General features: G+C 60.2%; 14 protein-coding genes and 2 pseudogenes. 7 read left to right on the forward strand and 9 right to left on the reverse strand.

Annotated elements, in window-relative coordinates:
* Positions 1 to 150: 150 nt before the first annotated feature.
* Positions 151 to 736: pseudogene (locus NKH57_RS02065) on the forward strand (DUF6088 family protein).
* 182 nt (positions 737 to 918) lie between these two features.
* On the opposite strand, the gene NKH57_RS02070 reads toward NKH57_RS02065, so the two are convergent.
* The gene (locus NKH57_RS02070; protein WP_352511147.1) at positions 919 to 1,908 is read right to left on the reverse strand and encodes a hypothetical protein; all 990 of its coding nucleotides are present in this window, start codon (positions 1,906 to 1,908) and stop codon (positions 919 to 921) included.
* 724 nt (positions 1,909 to 2,632) lie between these two features.
* Here NKH57_RS02070 and NKH57_RS02075 point away from each other — a divergent pair.
* Together NKH57_RS02075 and NKH57_RS02080 are read left to right on the forward strand one after the other, a co-directional pair.
* On the forward strand, positions 2,633 to 3,907 hold the full coding sequence (locus tag NKH57_RS02075; protein ID WP_352552585.1) for a metallophosphoesterase family protein: 1,275 nt from the start codon (positions 2,633 to 2,635) through the stop codon (positions 3,905 to 3,907).
* Entirely contained in the window at positions 3,907 to 7,434 is a 3,528-nt protein-coding gene (locus tag NKH57_RS02080; protein WP_352941257.1) for an AAA family ATPase, read from the forward strand. The genes NKH57_RS02075 and NKH57_RS02080 overlap by 1 nt, the downstream gene beginning before the upstream one ends.
* Positions 7,435 to 7,922: 488 nt before the next feature.
* Here the strand turns inward: NKH57_RS02080 and arsC are convergent.
* From arsC to NKH57_RS02100, 4 genes and pseudogenes are all read right to left on the reverse strand, one after another.
* Positions 7,923 to 8,340 (reverse strand): annotated as a pseudogene (gene arsC, locus NKH57_RS02085) (arsenate reductase (glutaredoxin)).
* Positions 8,337 to 9,026 (reverse strand): aquaporin, encoded by a 690-nt coding sequence (locus tag NKH57_RS02090; RefSeq protein WP_352941259.1) that lies wholly within the window; start codon positions 9,024 to 9,026, stop codon positions 8,337 to 8,339. The pseudogene arsC and the gene NKH57_RS02090 overlap by 4 nt, the downstream one beginning before the upstream one ends.
* A 5-nt stretch (positions 9,027 to 9,031) precedes the next feature.
* Complete coding sequence (locus tag NKH57_RS02095) at positions 9,032 to 9,541, reverse strand: arsenate reductase ArsC (RefSeq protein WP_352941261.1); 510 nt, start codon at positions 9,539 to 9,541, stop codon at positions 9,032 to 9,034.
* A gap of 11 nt (positions 9,542 to 9,552) precedes the next feature.
* Complete coding sequence (locus NKH57_RS02100; protein WP_352941263.1) at positions 9,553 to 9,885, reverse strand: ArsR/SmtB family transcription factor; 333 nt, start codon at positions 9,883 to 9,885, stop codon at positions 9,553 to 9,555.
* Positions 9,886 to 10,059: 174 nt separating this feature from the next.
* Between NKH57_RS02100 and NKH57_RS02105 the strand changes: the two genes are divergently transcribed.
* The 4 genes from NKH57_RS02105 (at position 10,060) to NKH57_RS02120 (ending at position 12,802) form a co-directional block, all read left to right on the forward strand.
* Positions 10,060 to 10,305 carry a hypothetical protein gene (locus NKH57_RS02105; protein WP_352941266.1) on the forward strand — a complete coding sequence of 82 codons (246 nt, stop codon included), beginning with the start codon at positions 10,060 to 10,062 and terminating at the stop codon, positions 10,303 to 10,305.
* 855 nt (positions 10,306 to 11,160) lie between these two features.
* Positions 11,161 to 11,310 (forward strand): hypothetical protein, encoded by a 150-nt coding sequence (locus NKH57_RS02110; RefSeq protein WP_352941268.1) that lies wholly within the window; start codon positions 11,161 to 11,163, stop codon positions 11,308 to 11,310.
* Positions 11,311 to 11,380: 70 nt separating this feature from the next.
* On the forward strand, positions 11,381 to 11,779 hold the full coding sequence (cueR, locus tag NKH57_RS02115; RefSeq protein WP_352941270.1) for a Cu(I)-responsive transcriptional regulator: 399 nt from the start codon (positions 11,381 to 11,383) through the stop codon (positions 11,777 to 11,779).
* Between the two features lie 591 nt (positions 11,780 to 12,370).
* On the forward strand, positions 12,371 to 12,802 hold the full coding sequence (locus tag NKH57_RS02120; RefSeq protein WP_352941272.1) for a hypothetical protein: 432 nt from the start codon (positions 12,371 to 12,373) through the stop codon (positions 12,800 to 12,802).
* A gap of 3 nt (positions 12,803 to 12,805) precedes the next feature.
* On the opposite strand, the gene NKH57_RS02125 is transcribed toward NKH57_RS02120, so the two are convergent.
* The 4 genes from NKH57_RS02125 to NKH57_RS02140 all read right to left on the reverse strand — a co-directional run bounded on the left by NKH57_RS02125 (position 12,806) and on the right by NKH57_RS02140 (position 19,891).
* A complete protein-coding gene (locus NKH57_RS02125; RefSeq protein WP_352941274.1) occupies positions 12,806 to 13,189 on the reverse strand; it encodes a hypothetical protein in 384 nt (127 codons plus the stop codon).
* 245 nt (positions 13,190 to 13,434) lie between these two features.
* The gene (locus tag NKH57_RS02130) at positions 13,435 to 14,067 is read right to left on the reverse strand and encodes a nucleotidyltransferase domain-containing protein (protein ID WP_352941276.1); all 633 of its coding nucleotides are present in this window, start codon (positions 14,065 to 14,067) and stop codon (positions 13,435 to 13,437) included.
* A 243-nt stretch (positions 14,068 to 14,310) separates the two neighbouring features.
* Positions 14,311 to 17,064, reverse strand: a complete 2,754-nt coding sequence (locus NKH57_RS02135; RefSeq protein WP_352941278.1) for a phospholipase D-like domain-containing anti-phage protein — start codon at positions 17,062 to 17,064, stop codon at positions 14,311 to 14,313.
* 7 nt (positions 17,065 to 17,071) lie between these two features.
* On the reverse strand, positions 17,072 to 19,891 hold the full coding sequence (locus NKH57_RS02140) for an anti-phage-associated DUF1156 domain-containing protein (RefSeq protein ID WP_352941281.1): 2,820 nt from the start codon (positions 19,889 to 19,891) through the stop codon (positions 17,072 to 17,074).
* Position 19,892: the final 1 nt, after the last annotated feature.

Genomic DNA, 19,892 nt, shown 5'->3' on the forward strand with positions numbered 1-19,892 from the left:
ATAATGGGGAAACCAAGCCTGTGGACCCCATGCAGGCGTAGGTGAGCGTCACCTGACATTGCGCCGGCCCGGTAGCAGCCGCGGTCGGGATTGTGATCGACCGGCGATAGGTTTCCCTGCCTGCCAGATACTCCAGCCCGACGGTGTAGGATGACCGAACAAATCCTGGAGTATGTGAAGCGGCTGCCGGGAGGCACGCCCGTCGCAGCGAAGAGCTTGCTTCACCTAGCCAACCGCGCCGCGTTAGACCAAGCCTTTGTCGCGTTTGGCCGAGCGGGGCCTCCTGCTCCGAGCCGGGCGCGGCGTCTACCTGCTGCCGGTCACGGGCCGGTTCGGTTTCCGAGCGCCCTCAGTGGAACAGGCGGTCGAGGCGCTCGCCGCTCAGCGCGGCGAGGTCATCCTCTCAAGCGGTGCGGCTGCTGCCAACAGTCTCGGGCTTACGACGCAGGTGCCGGTCCCGTCGGTCTATCTGACATCGCGGCGCACTAGAATGATGAGCCTTGGCAAGCAGGTCGTCGAGCTTCGCCACGCGCCGCGCTGGCAGCTCGCCATGCTACATCGGCCAGCGGGTCAGGCCGTGCGAGCGCTTGCCTGGCTCGGACCGGAGGGAGCAGAGACTGCCCTACACACCCTGAAACGGAAACTGCCGCCCGCTGCGTTCAGCGAGCTGGTTGCGGCAGCGCCTCAGCTTCCCACCTGGCTCGCGCGCAGCGTAGGGAGGGTTGCGCATGGCTGATGCCTTCCTCCTCCTTCCGGCCGAGGATCGGCGGGAAGCGCTGAACAAGCGCACGTCTCACTTCTGCCACAGGTTCGCAGCTTGACGCCCCCAAGGCCATCCGGCCTACGAGTGCCGGCGGGAATCCCAGGTACGCGTTGGGCGGGAGCCGCGCGCCGCATGAGGAGGCGATCGCTTCGCTTTCATTCTACGGCATCTTTTGAACGGGTTGCGCCGACAGCGAATTCGAGCGCCGGCACGACGTCGTTCACTAGCCATGCTCCCAGTTCGCTGGCGTCGGGCCAATCCTCGCGACCGCCGAGTTTGTAAAGAACCTGGGAAACCTTCCACCACTGGCTTCCATGCGGTAAGCGCGCCGGATGTACGATCCAATCGCTGCTGCTTTGGGCGTTCGGTTCGACGAAGACCGCCAGGCTCTGCAGCTCGGCTCCGGCTCGGCGTGCTGGATGCTCCACTTTCCCAACGAGGGCTCCCTTGGCGACCTTCTTGCCTTCGAAATGCGGCTCGAGCGCCTCCTGGATATCCTTCAGGATACCCCAAAGCCGCTCGACGAGGATCGGAACCGCGTTCTGGATCTTCTGCCGCGACAGCGCCCTCAGGCCCTCGGATCCGGCGGTGTCGGCAGGCTCTCGTTTCAGGCTTTGGGTTTCACCGGAAACGAGCGTCTTGATTTCGCGAACGGTTGGCCGCTTGCCTGCCTTGAGGTCTGCGACTACGGAAGCGAGGAGTTCCTGTTCGGCGGTCGCCAGAGTGTACATCGCCGCTGCCGGCATGCTGCAGTCGACGAGGACGTTCCGATGCTCCCGTAGATTGTTGTGAACCGCGATGTAGTTGCCCGCCCCTCGCCTCGTCAGGCTGCACGCACGTTTCGACCATCGCTCGAACGCTTCCTGGCTGGGGGCGCTTTCGCGCACCCTCGAGAGCGCCTCCCCGCAGGTGAAGACCTCGTCCGTTCTCTTTCGGCCGATCGAAGAAAACATCTCCCGCGCCTCTTCGAACAACGGCACCGCGGCGCTGGGAATGCCGAGGCTCTCGTAGTCGATCGTCTGCTCATTCCTCTTCTTCAAGCCCGACTGACCGCGACGTCCCTGCCGAGACGGGACGGCGTCCCGTGGCGGCATGGTCTGGTCCAGCTCGTGCGAGGTTCCGTCCGGGCCTTTCGAACCTTCCATTAATATAACCTCCTCAACGATGTTATCGAAACAACGGTCGATCCGACCAGAGCTATCGTCAGAGCTCGCCCCGCCGACTGTCGCGACTTACGGCATATTCGTTTAAGGACGCGGACGAATCCCGGGAAATGTTTTCCCAACTTCGCAACCCTTGGTAAAGTAATCGAGGACGATCCGATCCCGGTGTCCTGCGAAGGCGACGAACGTCTCGATGACCGCAGCGTCCCCTGCTTGTAAACGGCGAACCTTGTGCCGCATTTCCTCGCGGACGGAACCCGGTACAGGCAGCTCAGCCGAAAGGTCGTCGAGCGCAATGCTTCGACGCGTCCGCCTTGCCTGTCGGCCGGTCTCGCGGATTGGAAGGCCGGAAGATCGGCTGGTCGGATGTTGACCAAGGCGTCATGCATCCCCCGCCTAGCACGGGAAAGACAATTTTTGCGCGCGTCCCATAGGTGTGGTCATCATGAGGTCGCACTCCAGTTCGGCAATGCGCGCACGCACCTGTCGGGCCTCTTCATGTAGTCTGCGCTAGCGGGACTAGCGCTTCTTTCCCCGCAATTGCTGACAGCGCTGCACGCACGCAGCTTCCTTTCGGCCTTTTCATTTAGCCTGTGCAGTTTCCTGGGGACAAATGACAGGAATTGGCACCCGCTGCCGCTATGGCGTGCAACGTACGGTTCCTTGGGAATCAGCGGCAGCTGATTGGTTGCGGGAGGCAGCGTAAGTGGCGTATCGGTTTGTTCACGCGGCGGATATCCATTTGGATTCACCACTCAAGTCTTTGGCTATGCGAAGCCCGGAGCTCGCCGACCTGATCGGGAATGCGACCCGGCAGGCATTTGTCCGTGTCATTGATCTCTGCCTTCGAGAGCAGGTCGACGCACTGCTGCTGGCTGGCGATCTCTACGACGGCGAGCAGACATCGATGAAGACCGCGCGGTTTCTCGCGGAACAGGTGCGTCGGCTGCACGAAGCGGGCATTCGTGTTTTCATTATCCGGGGCAATCACGACGCCGTCTCGCAGATCACGAAGGAATTGGTCTTTCCGGAAACGGTGAAGGTGTTCAGCGGGCGGGCCGACGCCATCGCGGTCGACCGGGCGCGAGGCGACTTCCCCGTCGTCGTTCATGGCCTGAGCTTTGCCGATCCGCAGGCCCCTGAAAGTCTCGTCGGCAAGTACAAGCCCGCGATCGACGGAGCCTTCAACGTCGGCATCCTTCACACCAGCCTCTCGGGATCGAGCGGCCACAATCCCTATGCCCCATGCAGCCTCGCCGACCTTCAGGCGGCGGGCTTCCAATACTGGGCGCTCGGCCACATCCACAAACGATCGGTGTTCGAAGGAAAATGTACCGTGGTCATGCCCGGCATGCCCCAAGGACGCGACATCAACGAATCCGGCGTCAAGTCGGTATCGCTCGTAACCGTTGCCGACGACCTGTCAGTCCGGATCGAAGAGCGCTTCACCAGCGTCGCACAATTCGAACGCGTCGAAGTCGATACGAGCCAGATTCAAGACTGGGCCGGCCTGGCTCGGGAAATCGGAAAGGCGCTGGAACGAACCCGGACGGATGCCGCTTCCGATCACTTGGTTGCGCGCGTCCGCCTGACGGGCATCACTCCCCTCGCCTGGCGCATCCGATGCGACATCGACCTCCTCAAGGCCGAAGCCGATGACCGGGCATCCACGGTGGGTCGCTGTTGGGTCGAGAAACTGGAGGTCCAGTGCCAGCCACCGTCGGCTGCGCAAGCCGATTCCGGAGATCCGCTGAGCGAACTGCGGCGTCTGATCTCGGACGAGATTGCAGGTTCGGATGCGTTCAAGGCGGCGGCATTCGAGGTCGCGGAGGAACTGAGAGGACAGCTGCCTCCGGAATGCCGTCATATACTCGGAGAGGACGAGGCCGCATTCGACCTCGTCGTTGCCGACCTGCTGAATGACGGCGCGGACAACGTAGTCGCACGCCTGCATGCCGACTCGGACGTGGAGGCTGCCTGATGCGTATTCGTCGTCTCGATCTCGCCCGTTACGGAAAGTTCACCGACCACACGATCGACTTCGGCCAGCGCACCAAGGGCAGCTCGGACCTGCATATCGTCTATGGCCCGAACGAGGCCGGGAAATCGACCGCGCTCGCGGCCGTCCTGGACCTCCTGTTCGGGATCGAGACGCGCAGCCCCTATGACTTCCTGCATCCCTATGCCTCGATGCGGCTCGGCGCGGCTTTGGAACTAGCGGCGGGTGAGCGAGAGGTTTTTCGCATCAAGCGCCCGCAGAACAGCCTTCTTGACGCGGATGACCAGCCTATCTCCGAAGCCGTGCTGCGCGTAGATCTCGGAGGCATCGATCGGGGGTCTTACCGGACGATGTTCTCGCTCGACGACGACACGCTCGAGGCAGGCGGTGAAAGCATCCTGGCGAGCAAGGGCGACCTCGGAGAACTCCTGTTTTCGGCCAGCGCTGGCCTGGCCGACCTGAGCCATCGGCTTGGCGACCTGAGAACGGAAGCGGACGCCTTCTACAAGAAGCGAGCGCGGAGCGGAGAATTGGGCGAGCTAAAGAGCCAGCTTGACGCGCTCAAAGAGGAGCGGGCGAAGATCGACACACTGGCCAGCCGATATGCCCAGTTGGTCGGCACGCGAGAAAGCGCCGCCTCACGGTATGAAGAGACGATTGCCGCTCGCGGCCGCATACAGTCGCGGATCGACCAGATCCAACGCCTGCTCATCGCGCTTCCTCGTCTGACAACGTTGCGAGCCGCCCGCGAGAAGCTCGCTCCCCTTGAATCCCTTCCGGAGCCCCCGATCGGGGTGGCCGAGGAACTTGCGACGCTCCAGAAAGACGAGATCGAACTGGCGACGCGCTCAAGAAGCGCCATCGAGAACATCGATGAACTTGTGTCGGAGTTGGAAAAGGAGACTGTCGACGATGCTGCACTGAGGCTTGCCGATCGCGCGTCGCGGCTCCCGGATCTGCGGGCGCGCTATCTCACGGCGGCGAAGGACATTCCCGAACGTCGATTGCAGATGCGCGAGGCCGACGCTGCGATCGCAGGGATTCTGCGTCGGATTGGCCAGGAGGACGAGGCCGATCCGGCGCGTCTGGTTCTTGGGACGTCCGTCGTCGGCGCCCTCAGCGACCTTATCGAGAGCCGCTCCGGCGTGACGTCGTCGCTCAGGTCGGCAGAGAACGAGGTTTCAGGTGCGCGGCGACGCATGGCCGAAGCGCGCGAAAAATTCGAGGCCGCGGGACAAGGCACCGGAGCCGCATCCTATGCCTCTGCCGACGCCGGCATGGCAGGCATGACGGCCACACTGGCTGTGCTGCGAGCCGACGACCATGGCGTTCGTCTGCGACTGGCCGACCGGACCCTTGCTTCACACCAGGAGACGCTCTCGTCCAAGCTGCGCGAACTGAGGCCGTGGGCCGGGAACCCGCAGCAGCTTCTCGACATGGCCGTACCGGACAAGTTCAGCATCGAGCGGTGGAAGGCCGACCTCGCAACGGCTCGAAAGAAGGTCGAACGCCACCAGCAGGAGGTGGAGCGTCTGGCATCGGATCGCAAGCACCTGACCGCCGAACTCGAAGCATTGGAAGCCGTCGCAGGCATCGTCACCGAACAGGAGGCTGGCACCGTCCGAGCGGCCCGCGAGGAGGCATGGGCAGACCATCGCCGGAAATTGGACGAGAGCACGGCCGACCTCTTCGAAGAGACCCTCCGGCGCGACGACCTCGCAACCAACGCCCGCTTCGTGCATGTCAATGAACTGGCGAGACTTCAGCAGAGCCTTCAAGCCGCTGTTGTCATGGATGCGGACATTGCCCGCGCCCAAGAGCTCCTCGAAGCGGCGAGAACGGACTTTCAACGCATCAACGACGAAATTGCCGAGGCCTTCTTGCGCATCGCGCCCGGCTTTCAGGCAGACAGTTCCCCCGAACGGCTTGAGGCTTGGTTGGGTTCGCGCGATCTGGCTCTCGAGGCATTGTCCACGCTTCGGGCAGCTGAGCGGGATCGGCAAGCGGCGAAAGCCGATGGTGTGGCCGCTGGCGACCGACTGAAAGCCGCCTTCGCCGCTGTTGGCGCGTCATATGATTCGAACGCGAGCTTCGAGACACTGGTGGCATTTGCCCAAGCCCTCGTCGACCGGGCGTCCGAAATGAAGCAGTTCCGGCGAGACTTCGAGGACCGTCAGCGGGAACTGGCAGACCGCGAGCGTATCCTTGAAGGAGCCACCGCGGACGATCAGCGTTGGACATCCGAATGGACAGCGGCATGCTCTGCGTCGTGGCTGGGCGATCAAGGCCCACGGCCGGTCGCGGACGTTCGAGAGATCTTGTCAGCCGTCGGCGATCTCGGATCCTTCATCGAGAAGAAGAGCGGACTGGCAGATCGTGTCACGAAGATGGAGAGGGACCAGGCAGATTTTGCTGCCGAAGTGGGCCGCCTCGCTGATGAACTGAGCATTCCCGTACAACAGTCCGCTGCGCTGGATCTCGCCGCGGCGACAGAAAATCGCGTTCGCGAGGCCGCGTCCGCTTGGGCCCGTCGCGTTGAGAAAGAGCAGGCTATCCAGGTCGCTAAGGAAAAGCAGCGTGAGTTGTCTGACGCCATCGCGATCCATGAACGGCGAAAAGGCGAACTCCTCCAGTTCTTCGGCGTGGCCTCGCTTACGGATATCGGAGTCGTGCTGCAGCAGCTCGAGCGGCGAGCCACGCTCAGAGGTGAAGCTGATTCCGCCGCGACAGACATCATGAACGCTGTTGGATCACCTACCCTGGACGAAGCTGAACGGTCCCTCGAGAACACTGATCGGGCGGCCCTTGAAACGGAGGCGGCAGAACTCAAAGGCCGTTTCGAGGATCAGGATCAACGGAACCGGGAACTGTTCACCGAACACAGCAAGGCGGCTGACGCGGTCAATGCAATAGGAGATGACGATGCCGTCGCCCGGGTCGAAGAGCGTCGCCGGACTGTGTCGCTCGAAATCGAAGAAAAGGCTGTCCGCTATCTCAATCTACGCATTGGAGTCGCGGCAGCCGAACAGGCGCTTCGAATTTACCGGGACCGCCATCGGAGTTCCATGATGGCTCAAGCGTCTGAGGCGTTCCATACTATCAGCAGGGGCAACTACCGGGGTCTCGCTACCCAGCCTGACAGGGACACGGAGATGCTGGTCGCGGTGAGCGCGGACGGCGGATCGAAGATTGCGTCCGCGCTGTCGAAGGGAACGCGGTTCCAGCTCTATCTTGCGCTTCGCGTTGCCGGATATCACGAGTTCTCCTCTTCGCATCGGTCGGTGCCTTTCCTTGCCGATGACATCATGGAGACCTTTGACGATTTCCGTGCAGAGGAAGCCTTCCGACTCTTCGCGGAAATGGCAAAGGTGGGCCAGGTAGTCTATTTCACCCACCATCAGCACCTGTGCGACCTTGCGCGGAAGGTGTGCCCGAGCGTGACGATCCACGAACTGCCGCATGTTGCCCCGGCCCTTCATCTCGTGGCGAGTACCCAGCAGGTAGCGTAGTCCGGCGGCCGCGACATCGCCGTCGCGGTTCGACGATGAGCCGAGAAGGTTGATACTGATTGCGGGATTCGTGACAGTCGCTCGATTGGGAAAAGCATGAAGAAAGCGATATCGGCACTGGCACCCGCACTTAGCCTATGGGCAGCTGCGGCAATTGCCTCGTGCGTCCAGATGAGCTCGCCCGCTTCAAGCGCGAGTTCGTCTCGTAGCGCGCCCGTAGCACAGCCCGAAGCTCTTCCGGTGATCGCCGCAAACCCCCGGCCCTCTGGGCCGGGGGTTTGCTTATGGCTGAGAGTTGGTCGGCTCAGATGGAGCGAAGATTCTGAGCAGCCTTCGTGCGAGTAGACGATGAGGAAGCGTGAAGTGCCGCTGATAAAGATAGGATGTGATTTCCGGGGCTTACACGCCGAAGTGAGCGATATTCAGTGACGCGTCAGGATTGCTCGTCGTCCACGTTCGGCATCGAGTCTTCGGCCATCTGGTCCCGATCAGGCAATGCGCTTGCCCTTTGTGTCGATGACAACCTCGCCATCCTCTTTGACGAACAGCCCGATATTGGGGTTGGGCAGGATGTCGAGAACCGCTTCCGAAGGCCGGGCGAGGACGACGCCGAGACGCGTCACCACGATCGGACGATTGATCAGGATCGGATGCGCCATCATGAAATCCAGAATTTCATCGTCGGTCCACTTGGGATTGCCGAGATCGAGTTCAGCGTAAGGCGTGCCCTTCTCGCGCAGCAATTGGCGAGGCGTCTTTCCCATCGCACAGTTCGACGAGCTTTTCGCGCGATGGCGGGTTCTTCAGATATTCGATCACTTGCGGCTCTTCGCCGGACTGGCGGATCATGGCCAGCGTGTTCCGCGAGGTGCCGCAGTCGGGGTTGTGGTAAATCGTGACAGTCATTCGGCAGCCTTCATCTGTCTCATTGGTTTCGGTTCGGCGAGCAGCCAACCCGCCAGGGCCATCGCGAGCAAGGCCCCCAGCAGTTCGGCAGCTATGAAGCCAGGCAGGTCGACCGGGCGGATGCCAGAAAAAGTGTCGGAAAAGGCGCGGGCGATCGCGACGGCCGGGTTGGCGAAGGACGTCGAGGCGGTGAACCAGTAGGCGGCTGTGATGTAGAGCCCGACCAGCCAGGGGATCGCGTCGGAGCGGAAGCGCAGGCCTGCCAGGATGGTGAAGATAAGGCCGAAGGCGGCGACTGCCTCGGCGATCCACTGCCCTGTCCCGGTCCGCACCGTCGCGGAGGCCTGCAGGATCGGCAACTCGAACATGGCGTGCGCCAGAAACGTTCCGGCGATGCCGCCGACGATTTGGGCGATGACATAGGCGAGCGCCGCGTTCGCTTCGATCTCGCGGCGGAGCGCGAACACCAGCGTGACGACGGGATTGAAGTGCGCCCCCGAGATCGGTCCCAGTATCGTGATCAGCACGACGAGGATGGCCCCAGTCGGCAACGTGTTGCCGAGCAGCGAAATGGCGACGTCGTGGGTCAGCCGGGATGCCATGATGCCGGAGCCGACAACGGTCGCGACAAGCAGCGCGGTTCCCAAGGCTTCCGCGACGATGCGGCGTGGCAGGTCGTTCGCCACGGGGTTCAGCCGGCCTTCGGCAGGTTGCGGCCGATCTCGTCCAGGCGCTTCTGCAAGGCGAGCTTGTCGACCATGTTCATGGGCAAGCTCACGAAGATCGAGAGGCGGTTGTTGAGCATGCGGTAGGCTTCGGCGAAGGCCAGATGCTTTTCGACGTCGGTGCCTTCCACCGCGGCTGGGTCAGGAATGCCCCAGTGCGCCGTCATCGGCTGTCCGGGCCAGACCGGGCAGGACTCATTGGCTGCGTTGTCGCAGACCGTGAAAACGAAGTTCATCTCCGGGGCGCCAGGAGCCGCGAATTCCTCCCAGCTCTTCGAACGCGCGAACGACGTGTCGTAGTTGAGGCTCTTCAGCAGTTGGAGGGCATAGGGATGGACCTCGCCCTTCGGCTGCGATCCGGCCGAGAATGCGTTGAACTTGCCAGCGTCAACGCGGTTCAGGATTGCTTCCGCGAGGATCGATCGGGCCGAATTGCCCGTGCAGAGAAACAGGACATTATAGATTTGATCGCTCATGGCTTCCTCCCTCAACATTTGCAGGTCACAGCCTGGATAACTGGCTGACAGAGTTCTGGCGCGCCGTTGCAGCAATCCTCCATGAGGTAAGCGAGCATGTCGCGGAAGCCCGTCATGTCGGCGACGTATCGGATTGTTCGGCCGTCACGCTCAGCGCGGACCAGGCCAGCATGGTCAAGGACCTTCAGGTGCGCCGACATGGTGTTCTGCACCGTATCAAGCCGTGAAGCGATCTCGCCGGCGGGTATGCCATCGGCACCCGCCTTAATCAGCAGGCGGAAGACTTCGAGCCGGGTATCCTGGCCGAGTGCTGCCAATGCGAGGAGAGCGGACTTTTTATCCATGTATCCATAAATCCGGAATTAAGGGTATTTAACGCCAACATATGACAACCGCGTGACGATAGGCAATCCCGGTGATCACGTTTGCGGCGTTAAATGCTCGACCTCGTTGATGACGGCTTCCCTACGGCTGGTAGCGTCGTCTGGTCCGCTTGAAATCGTTGCCGCGTTGCGCGATTGTCGAAGCTGCCCAAGGCAATGAGTTACCCAATGAAGCCTACCGGAAAAAAGGCGCTGCCTTTCGTGCCGACCGAAATTCATGTCAGCACTGTCATGGACGAGAAAGGCCCTCTTGGCATCCTCTCGATCCAGACAACCGAAGGCTTGTTGGATATCGCGCTAGACCTGCAGACTGCCGATGTCATTGTGGATGCCATCAACGCAATACGGTCAAAGCTGGATTCGGACGGCAGCGGTATCTAGAGCATGTCCTGTGATTGATGAATCGATTGTGCTGCGCCAATTGATTTCGTCGTCTCGGTGTTTGGCGGTGGCGGAACGAAGGGCGAGCGAAGTCCGTCGCGGACGAGGGTAAGAACGCACAACGCATTGATCGTCTTGCTGAGCGAGGCTGCCTGAAAGCAGGTCGCGGAGATTCCGCGCGACAGTCGTTTCCAGCGGAATCTCGACCTCTTGAACTCACCACCCGCCGACGCATCCATTCGCCCAAAGCGACCGAAGCGCACCGAGCCTCTGGCCTGTGTCGGATCAGGACAGGCATCAGGCGTTGCCTTTCGGATTGGCAGGCACTGTTAGCAGTGCATCGGTGTTTTCGCCTGATTTTAGGGAAACGTCCTCTGCCGGACAGGCGCGGCCCGTCATCCGGTGCATGCAGTGGCTCGGTGCGCACATTGCAACGCAAGGCATGGCGACGACGAGAACTGGTGCAACGCCGACGGCGACCAGCCAGCTCTTGGTTGCCGCATCAGGCTGAACTCGCCGTCATTGGGAACCATTGATGATTTTCAAGCGTTCGCCATCTGGACTGCAACCGTCGCCACATAAGTCTCGATTCCGGACGGCCGTCGCCACATGAGTTTGCATCACGCTTAATTGGTCTTAAGAAACACAACCTACAGTAATGAGTGCTGGTCTCCAACGGCGATACTGCTTTTGCTTTCGTCTACGGAGAGAACATCGCCGCCGCCCCGGGTTCAGCCGCTTCTTTGTCATTTCCCGGACCTGGATCGGTATCCAGGTTCGCGATCATGCGGCGGCAGAAATCAGCTACATAGCCGCCAATTTCCTTGTACGCGACGGACGACGGCAGAGCGGCACATGGTTGCCGTAGCCGCGCTGATCGTGGGCTCCGCCCATGGCGCGCAAGCCCATTCGCTCGAGGAACTCGACGCCATGCTCCAGGGCGACGAGAAGTATTTCCAGACGATCGAATGGAACCTGTCGGACGGCTGCGGCGGGGCCGATTAAGATTGTCAGCGCGTATTGACCTTCCAGCAGCAGGAAGGCTTAGCCTCCTCGACCAAGGAGATTTCCAATCATGAATATCGGGATCGCGTCCGAGAAATCCGGCCTGCCGTCAAAGACCATCCGGTACTACGAGGACATCGGCCTCTTAAGCCCTGTCCGGACAGACAACGGCTATCGTGATTATTCTGTGGCCGATGTTCACCGCCTGCGATTTCTGCAGCGGTCGCGCAGCCTGGGATTTTCTGTGGAAGAGTGCCGTCAGCTGCTGTCGCTCTATCGTGACAAGGACCGTGAGAGCGCGGACGTGAAAGCGCTGGCGGAAGCCAAGTTGGTGGAGATCGATCGGAAGATCGCCGAACTGGTCGGACTGCGTGGCCTGCTTCATCGCCTTGTCGAGCACTGCCAGGGCGACGAGAGGCCGGATTGCCCGATCATCGACGAACTGGCCGGACCGGGTACGGTGCAGTGAGGGTGACAGTCAGCCGCGCGAGCTTTCCTGTCGTCTTGACGGAAGTGTACGTCGCACTAGGTTCACCTCGGAATCGCAGAGGCGCACCGGCGATGTCGGGCTTTCGCTGACTGTAGAGACAACCGCTATGGTGGGTGGTTCAAGTGCGTGGATGATGGGCGGCATGGCCGTCATCTGGACTCTAGCGTTCATTGCCCTTTTGCTCGCGATTGCGGCGCTCGTCAAATACCTGCGAAGCTCAGGAAACTGATGGCGATGCGCTGTCTTCGGTGCCTGGCTATGTTCCACCAGCGCCAGCCTTTTTCCACCGTTTCTCGCATAAGTTGCAGGAATTGGCCGTTTGATCGGCAAAATCAGCCTTTCTGCATGCTCTTTAGGAGCCTCGCGGCGCAGGCTCCGCCGGAGGCTGATCTGTAGTCGCGGTCGCATGAAGCCGGACGGCTCGGCTGACCTAGTGCGATCGTATCGCCGCGGCCAGGACAGTGAGCAGGCGTTGCCGCTGACTTCCCGCCTCGGCCGCCGAGCCAGAAGGTATTGTTGACAACTCTCCGTTACAGCGGATGTGCGCGCAGCAGACATCGGACAGAGTTGATGAAAATTCTGAAAATTGAGGACTACGAGATCTCTGGATATCGAGGGATAACCGACGAAGAACATGTCACTGCCATCCGGGCGACACGTTTTGAAGCGGAGCTGGAACTGGTGGAGATGCTCCTTACCATTCCCAAGGCAAGGCGTATCGTGGCGGAACGGGAGGTGCAGAGCCTTCCTGCGACACTCTGCAAGCCTCATACTCGGACGAACAGCGCTGGGAAGCGAGTTATAGCAGGGTTCGGCCGTTTCACGGTGATGGAGATATGGGCAGATGGAGAGCCTTCTGAATTCGCCGTATTTGGTCCCGGCGGAGCGTTCATTCCGCCAGTCAGTGGAAATCAAGATGAGGCTTCGGCGATTGCGTTCAAGGCCCATAACGTGGCGATAGCAATGTCCGACGCGCTCCCGACGAGTGGGCTCATAAGCTAGCTGTTAGTCCGTGGCGAGGGTCGCTCGCTCTCTCGCAACGGCGATCCTTCCAAGCAGCCCGTAGGCGGCCAGCTTGATGTTGAACGGATGATTCACGACTAGGGCGGAGCCGATCCCATGAACGGCTTCGACCGCTTCCATCCGCAGCAGCGCTTCCTTTGCCCGGATGATCCTGGGCCTGAAAGGCGACTTTTCGTCCAAGGCTTCCTGCTCGATGTCTGACCGCCATCTGTCGTCGCAGAGGTGTGCCCGAAGGCTTTGAGCATCGCCGCATTCAACGGCGAGTTCCGAGCAATCCACGATAAACGCTATGAGGTCACCGCTGAAAGCTGAGTCTTGTGACGTAGCGGCGTATTCGCAATGCGGCTTGTCTGTCAGTCGATCCATCGTATCCTCCGCAACTCATGACAATCAGTCTGGGAGAGCGGCGCTGCCGGCGCAACCAAATCCCGGGCGATGAGGCATTTTGGGCTGGCGGGAATCCTCGGAATCCGTGACGAAGAACAACTCTGGGGAGACAGGGCCGTTCATGTTGATGTTGTGCTACATTAATTGGTGTGGTCATCGCCGACTTGCCCCCCCGTGGCCCGTCGGGACAATACATCGTGGGAGAGCCCTGTCTCCCGATTATCTTATCCATGAGCCTCAGGCGCGAATTCATCGGGGCGCGCGCCAACGAGGACGATCGCGTCGGCGGCCACGCTTTGCCACCAGGGATCGCGTAGGCGGGAAAGGCGGACAATGTCCTCGCGAGCTAGCCCGACCACGGACGGAGAAAATCCAAACAATTCGCCGGGTTCGACGAGCGCGTCCCTCATCGCCGCCAACATGCCCTCAAGGATCCCGCTTTCTGCGACAACGACGATATCCAGGTCGCTGTCCGGCCGATCTTCGCCACGTGCGACGCTGCCGTAAATCCAGACGGCGGTCACGCCGGGACTCCAATCTGATGCCGCCGAACGGATGGCTTCGCAGAGCGACGCGAAGCGAACTTCCTCCGCTTCGAACAATCCCTCCAGGGACGAGGCCAGCGGATGTTCAATGCGAGCGCGGTAGAGGTGGACACGGCCGCTGCCCACCTTGGCGACAATGCCGCTGGCCTCAAGCTTCTCCAGAGCCGCACGCGCGCTCGATCCGGCAAGGCCGCTGCGGCTGGCTAGGGAAGGCGCGGACAGGAAGCCTCCGTGCCTGACAAGTTCGCGCAATACGCGGACGGCGCGGACGGACGCGAGATGGTCGGCTTCGATTTCGAGGTGGGCGGTCACGGGACGCTCCATACGCATACGCAAGGATGATCGGCCGTTGCGAGATGCAGCGTCGGGGCGCGATCAGCTGACCGGGAGCCGATTCGGGAATCTTTCTCCTGCCTGGCTGCGGGGGCCGCAGGACTGCCATATCAGTTGAAGATTTCGGCTCTTCGGAGATAATCCCGGAGCCGAAACAATACGAACAGTCCGCGTTAGACCCTCGGCAACGGCATTTCACGACTGTTTCTTCCAAGCTACCCATCACCAGCCGCTGCTCAGCACCTTCATCGCCTCGTCCTTGTCCAAGACCTGCTCGCAAAACTGCCAGTCGGCGCCGTCGGTCGACAGGAAATCGCCGTACCGAAGCTCGAAGACGTCCGCGGTGCTCTTCCTATTTCGCGTGAACTCCCTGAAGCCTTCCTCCATGGCTTCGATGTCATCGATCCATGCGTCCTCGATAACGTCGGGAAGAGAGCCGAGAAGATCATAGCGATCTTTCATCCGCTCAGAAAGCTTGTCGTAGACCCTTTCGTCGACCGTGTTCTGATAAACTAGATTCGCCATCTTAACGGCCTCGCGCTTCTGTCCGTACCGCTTGATGCGGCCGATCCGCTGCTCGAGGCGCGAAGGATTCCAAGGGAGGTCGACGTTAATGAGTGTCGCCAGCGCCTGCAGGTTCAAACCTTCGGCCGCCGCGTCGGTGGCGACGACCAGCCTGATGCGGTAATCCCTGACGGCTTTTTTTATGTCTTCGCGATCGACGGTCCGCCATTGGCCATCAATGAAGATGCCGGACTTCCCGGAGCCGCCGTAAACCGCCACGGTCTCCCCTTCGAACCGTGCGGACAAATGCGAAGCGATCCAGCGTGCGGTGTCATAGTATTGGCTGAATATGATGCACCCGTCCTGGAGCCAGCCTTTTTGCTCCAGGAAATAGATGCAGGCGTCGAGCTTGGGATCGGTTGGATTCCTCTCAAGATGCCGTATCACCTCGCGCAGATAGCCGATCTCGTCGTTCAGGACTCCGGCGAGTTCAGGATCTTCCGCCAAGAGGTCGTCGATTTCGTCCTCAATGTCGGTATCGTCAAGCTGGCGCTTTTCGACCAGCTTGCGACAAGTCGACAGGCCGGATGCGATGCTTGAGCAAATTCGCTGGCGCAGCAGGTTCAGCATGAACCCGGCCCCTTTAGTCCGCTGGGCCAGAGCTTGGGTGAATTTTTCGACGGCTTCGCAGGCGTGATCGAAATCCGCGCTCGTCCGCACGGCCTTTCCCTCGAAGAGGGCCGGATTCGGGTCGTAAGCGTTGGGCCAGATATCAACGGCGATCCGCTTCATCAGGCCCGCATCTTCCAGCGTCTTGCGTCTCCGCAGCACGACGTGCCGGCTGATCGGGTTGTGATACTGGAAGAACCCGATGCCCCGGACCTTGCCGTTGATCGCGTCTCTCAAATCGTCCCGGGTGAAAATGGCGAGGTCCGTGAAAGGCGCGTCCGTGAAGTCGACCGCTTTGCCTTCGATGTCGAGATCCTGGTAAATGAAATTGAAGGGGCCGTGATCCTCGTCACTCGGCGGCAAAGGATTCCTGAGCAGATTCCAGGCTTCCCCTTCGTCCAGCACGATCTTCTCCCCGGTCATGATTTCCCGGGCCAGGTCTGGTTTTCTCCACGTCGAGAACTCGCGCCCGAGAACATGGGTGGCGCCGTGATTCAGGATTTCCAGAAGGTCCCAAAGTTCGGTGACGTCAGTCTGGATCGGCGTCGCCGTGCCCAGGATCAGATGCCGGGTCTTTCCGGCGATCTTCATCATGAACTTTAGAAGGTTGCCGTCCATCGGCTCGCGGCCAAGTTGCCGTTTCTTGCGGGCCTTATGGGCCTCGTCGAGGATCACCATACCGTAGTTCTTGCGGAGCAGAACTTCGACTTCGGGAGTGTTCTGAGTGATCAGGCCCGTGGAGACGATTCCGATCCTGTAAGGGCATCTGGCGATATCCTCGGCTCCCCGGGTGCGGATGAGATGTCCGTGCGGGTCACGCCACATCTTCTTCGAGGAGAGCCAAAGCGCGGTCGGCACGTTGAGCTTGTCGAGCAGCTCCGTCTGCCACTGCACACCCAGCGTAGCCGGGCACAGGATCAGGACGGGTCCATCGTCGAGGAGGGCCGACACCAGCGCAGCGGTCGCCATCGAGAGCGTTTTCCCGACGCCGACCTCGTCGGCCAGGAGCAGGCGGCACTTTCCGTAGCGCTCTCTCTCCTGAACGAACAAGGATACGAACGCCCGCTGCCACGGCATGAGTTCTTCGCCGCGGCGATATAGCGGGGATTCCACGAGCGCGGACTGGCCGATCCGTTCCGGCGGCAGGTTCTCGATTGTCACCTGGACCTTACGGGCGCTGCGGCCGATCTCTTCGATAACGGCCTCGGGGAGCTTCCTGCCGATCTTCCAGAGAGCGTCGAATTCTGCTTGGACCCAGTTCACGCCGTCGGGGGAACGATCCTCCCACACGATCTCGTAGGAATGGGCCCAGCCTTGAGCCGTCTCATTGATCGATCCCATGAATGAGGAACTGGACCCGTCAGGCCGTCTGATCACGCCAGCCTTGCCATGCAGGAACGGAGCATCGTCCTTGGACACGACCTTGATCTTGACGTTACCCTTCTTCAGCAATTCGTAAAGGCGCTGGTAGCGTTCACGGTGCCGGAAGGACTCGACCGGATCGTCGCCGCTGTTCCACTTCTCGAGGATGGACTGCCGGGCGGTGTCTTCAGCGGCAATGCCCATTGCGATGTCGCGGGGGTCGAGATCGCTGTTGCAGATGATCCTGACGTCGTCCACGTCGGAAATCTCCTCGTGGACGAGTTCGAAAACGGACGAGCGGAAATAGCCGGCGATCCGGTCGTAGCTGGTGGCGCCTTTCAGCCGGTCCTTGAGGAAGACCGCAAGCTTGCCGTGCCTCGACGAAAACCGGGTGATGAACTCTGTCTCGGCGAACGGCGCCCCGGGAATGTCTACGTCCATGTCGGGCCTAGCCAAGCCTCTGATTCCTGATCAGCCCGGCCAGAATTCCGGCATGCTGGGATTCCTCCCGGTTCGAGATCCCCCTCTTTGCCTTCATGTAGCTTGCGATGGCAATAAGGTCGCCGCGGCGGTCGAGATAGTTGTCGGTCAAATCGCGGACATGGCTGACGACGAATTCGTCCTCGACCCCGTTCGCCATTTCCCAGAGCGCATGCAGGATCACCCGCGTGAGCGAGCTTCCGAATTCGTCGCCGCCCATCTGCCGCTTTCCGAAATCGGAAGCGGATTTCAGGGCTGCGGCGTTGGCGCTCACCGAGGACATGAGCGCGCCGTAATCCGGCACGCGGAACGCCTTGGCGAAGTTCTGATAGTTGTCGACCTTCCTCGCTCCGGTCGTCTCGATATCCAGCATCTTGAGGTAGAAGCGTTCGTCCCCCGTTAGCCGCCGCCATGTCTGTTCGCTCATGCCTTCCGGCACCAGATGCTCGTTGGCGACCTGGACGGCATATTCGATGATGTCGTCAATGACGGTGCGTTCATTTTTCGCACGCGGCCGCATCGCCTCGACGGTCATGTCTTTGCCGTCGATCTTGACGTATCTCGTCAGAACGCGGAGAGCGGCCGCGTAGCCGGCCATCTGAAGATCGGCGTCATTGAACAGACTCTCGCTGCGCCCTTTGCCTTTCAAGGACTGGTTCAACCCGACCATCTCCTCGATCTGTCGTGCGACCTCCTCCTTCACCTCCTGGGTGATCTCGTCGGAATAGCCACTCTCGCTCCCGCCACGCTTGCGCAGGACGATGATATGGGTGCCTTGGACGTAACCGCCTTTCTTCAGTTCCGAAGTCGTCTCCGTAGCGATGTACCAGTCGGCCATGACCTGAAGGCCTGCGCCCCAAAATATCTGGGCCATGTCGGACCACACCTTGCCGTCCTGGTGCGTGAACATGACGATCTGGATGCCATTGTCGGGCATGTGGTTGGCCATGGCCTGGTAGGCCTCAACCATGCTCGCGCGAAATTCCTCCCCCTTGCCCTTGATCGCCAAGCGACGGCGGCTATCCCAATTCCAGTCCGCAAACTCTTCCGGAGGGTTTTTGCGAAGCCACGCGATAAAGAATTCGGTGATCTCATGGTAGTTGACGGCATCCGCATAGGGTGGGTCGGTAATCGCGATGTCCACGTGAGCATCAATGGCTTTTGCAGGGACGTTGAAGATATCTTGCGGTGCACGAACTTTGAAATGGCGGGCATCGACCAACAAGCGATTGAGATTGTAGCTGGTATACGCGCCGTAGTTCAGAACCGTCTTTAGTGATTGGTCATCAAAAACATTCGTTGGTTGGCCCGAAGATCCGTTACTGCTAGACCACTTGTTGATCTTCGACGACCTATCCAGAAGTCGGCAGAGATTCAATGCGTGAATGGGATGTCCAACCTCCTGTCCAATCTCACTGAACATGGAAAAGTAGAGTAGCTGCCTCGGGGAAAAGAGATGGTGCCAATATGTCCAACCTCTCTCGCGCAACAGGCGCGCTGTTTCTTCACCGGACTCAATGCTCATATCGGGAACGAAGCCCTTGCTCTGCCAAAGGAGTAGATTTTCGCTTACGATCCTCTCGACGGTGCCTTCCCGATTAGTATCTGCTTCTGTGGGCGCGGCGAAAAATGAACCCGGGCGCTTCTTTCCTGCGTCCTCTACTCTCATCCAAAGAATGGCGTACAGGCGTTCTTGAAAGACATCGCCTTGCCTAGGCTTGAAATCTTCCTTGCTCCACATCCGCAAGGCGTTGCTCCGGGATCCATCTGGTCGTCGAAAGTCACCGCGGAGCGTCGTAAATGCAGTGCCATCCGTGTTTGGGTTCATGGCGTGGACCAGCCGCGACCCAACAATGGTCCCCTTCGAGTGCGACGAGAGTTCCTCCGAAGACAGGCCGTGCAGGATCGAAAAATTGTATCTCTTGTTTTTGTGGTCTGGTACTAAGTCAACGGCAACGCCCCAAGCTTTAGAGATGATACGATTGGGCAGTAGGGGAACCATCCATCCGGTTTCCGGACATTTCGTTTCAAGACAGTAGAGATATGCCTTCGCGCGGTTCCCTTGTTCGTCATGCTCCACACCGAGAGCCTGGATTCTTTCATCCAATTCTGTCGAGATCGCTTCGTTTGCCTTTACGATCCTTGACCGCTCCGCAGAATCCGCGCCTATCACATTGAACGCGCCCCATGTGAGCATGCAGGCTATCGGGTTGAGGTCAGAGGCATAGACATCGCAGCCCAGCCTTCCAGCTTCGAAAGGAATCGAACCGCCGCCCGCGAAAGTGTCTCCGACTGTAGGTCTTTTTCCAAACCGCATGATTCCAAGCTGCTCCACCAAATTCGACAAGCTGGTGGCGTGCGTATTCAAATGGGAGTTCACGGAGGGCCAAATGGCTTCGTAGACATTTTCCTCTAGCTCTTCGGGTCGGAGCGCGAGGTCCATCCTAGCCTCATAGGGCAGATCGAGGATCGCCGGGTATTGCTTTTTGCTCTTAACGCGATGTTTGAAGGCTTCATCGTCGATCGCCATCAAACGCTCGAAAACGCGAATATCCATCTCAGGGTCTGATGTGACGGGGAGAAGAGCGCCGAGAATGCACGCGCGGACAAGGATCAATGGCTTGCGGCCTTTCCAATAGGCGCCCAACTGTGTCAGCGTCTGAGATTGTTTCGCATCCCGCTCCTTTTCTGCCTCAGCCGAAATCTTCATCGAAGGGAAGATGCGCTCGATCAGTGAGGGCGCGTCCTTCAGGCTGAACGGTACGACTTCTTTGACGTGCTGATTCATT

The organism is Mesorhizobium sp. M1050 (assembly GCF_040318715.1).
GTDB lineage: Bacteria > Pseudomonadota > Alphaproteobacteria > Rhizobiales > Rhizobiaceae > Mesorhizobium.

Coding starts and splice junctions, on each gene's coding strand:
- NKH57_RS02095 (WP_352941261.1), bottom strand. CDS start 9,541: ATGAGCGATCAAATCTATAATGTCCTGTTTCTCTGCACGGGCAATTCG.
- NKH57_RS02100 (WP_352941263.1), bottom strand. CDS start 9,885: ATGGATAAAAAGTCCGCTCTCCTCGCATTGGCAGCACTCGGCCAGGAT.
- NKH57_RS02135 (WP_352941278.1), bottom strand. CDS start 17,064: ATGGACGTAGACATTCCCGGGGCGCCGTTCGCCGAGACAGAGTTCATC.
- NKH57_RS02120 (WP_352941272.1), top strand. CDS start 12,371: ATGAAAATTCTGAAAATTGAGGACTACGAGATCTCTGGATATCGAGGG.
- NKH57_RS02110 (WP_352941268.1), top strand. CDS start 11,161: ATGGTTGCCGTAGCCGCGCTGATCGTGGGCTCCGCCCATGGCGCGCAA.
- NKH57_RS02070 (WP_352511147.1), bottom strand. CDS start 1,908: ATGGAAGGTTCGAAAGGCCCGGACGGAACCTCGCACGAGCTGGACCAG.
- NKH57_RS02140 (WP_352941281.1), bottom strand. CDS start 19,891: ATGAATCAGCACGTCAAAGAAGTCGTACCGTTCAGCCTGAAGGACGCG.
- cueR (WP_352941270.1), top strand. CDS start 11,381: ATGAATATCGGGATCGCGTCCGAGAAATCCGGCCTGCCGTCAAAGACC.
- NKH57_RS02080 (WP_352941257.1), top strand. CDS start 3,907: ATGCGTATTCGTCGTCTCGATCTCGCCCGTTACGGAAAGTTCACCGAC.
- NKH57_RS02125 (WP_352941274.1), bottom strand. CDS start 13,189: ATGGATCGACTGACAGACAAGCCGCATTGCGAATACGCCGCTACGTCA.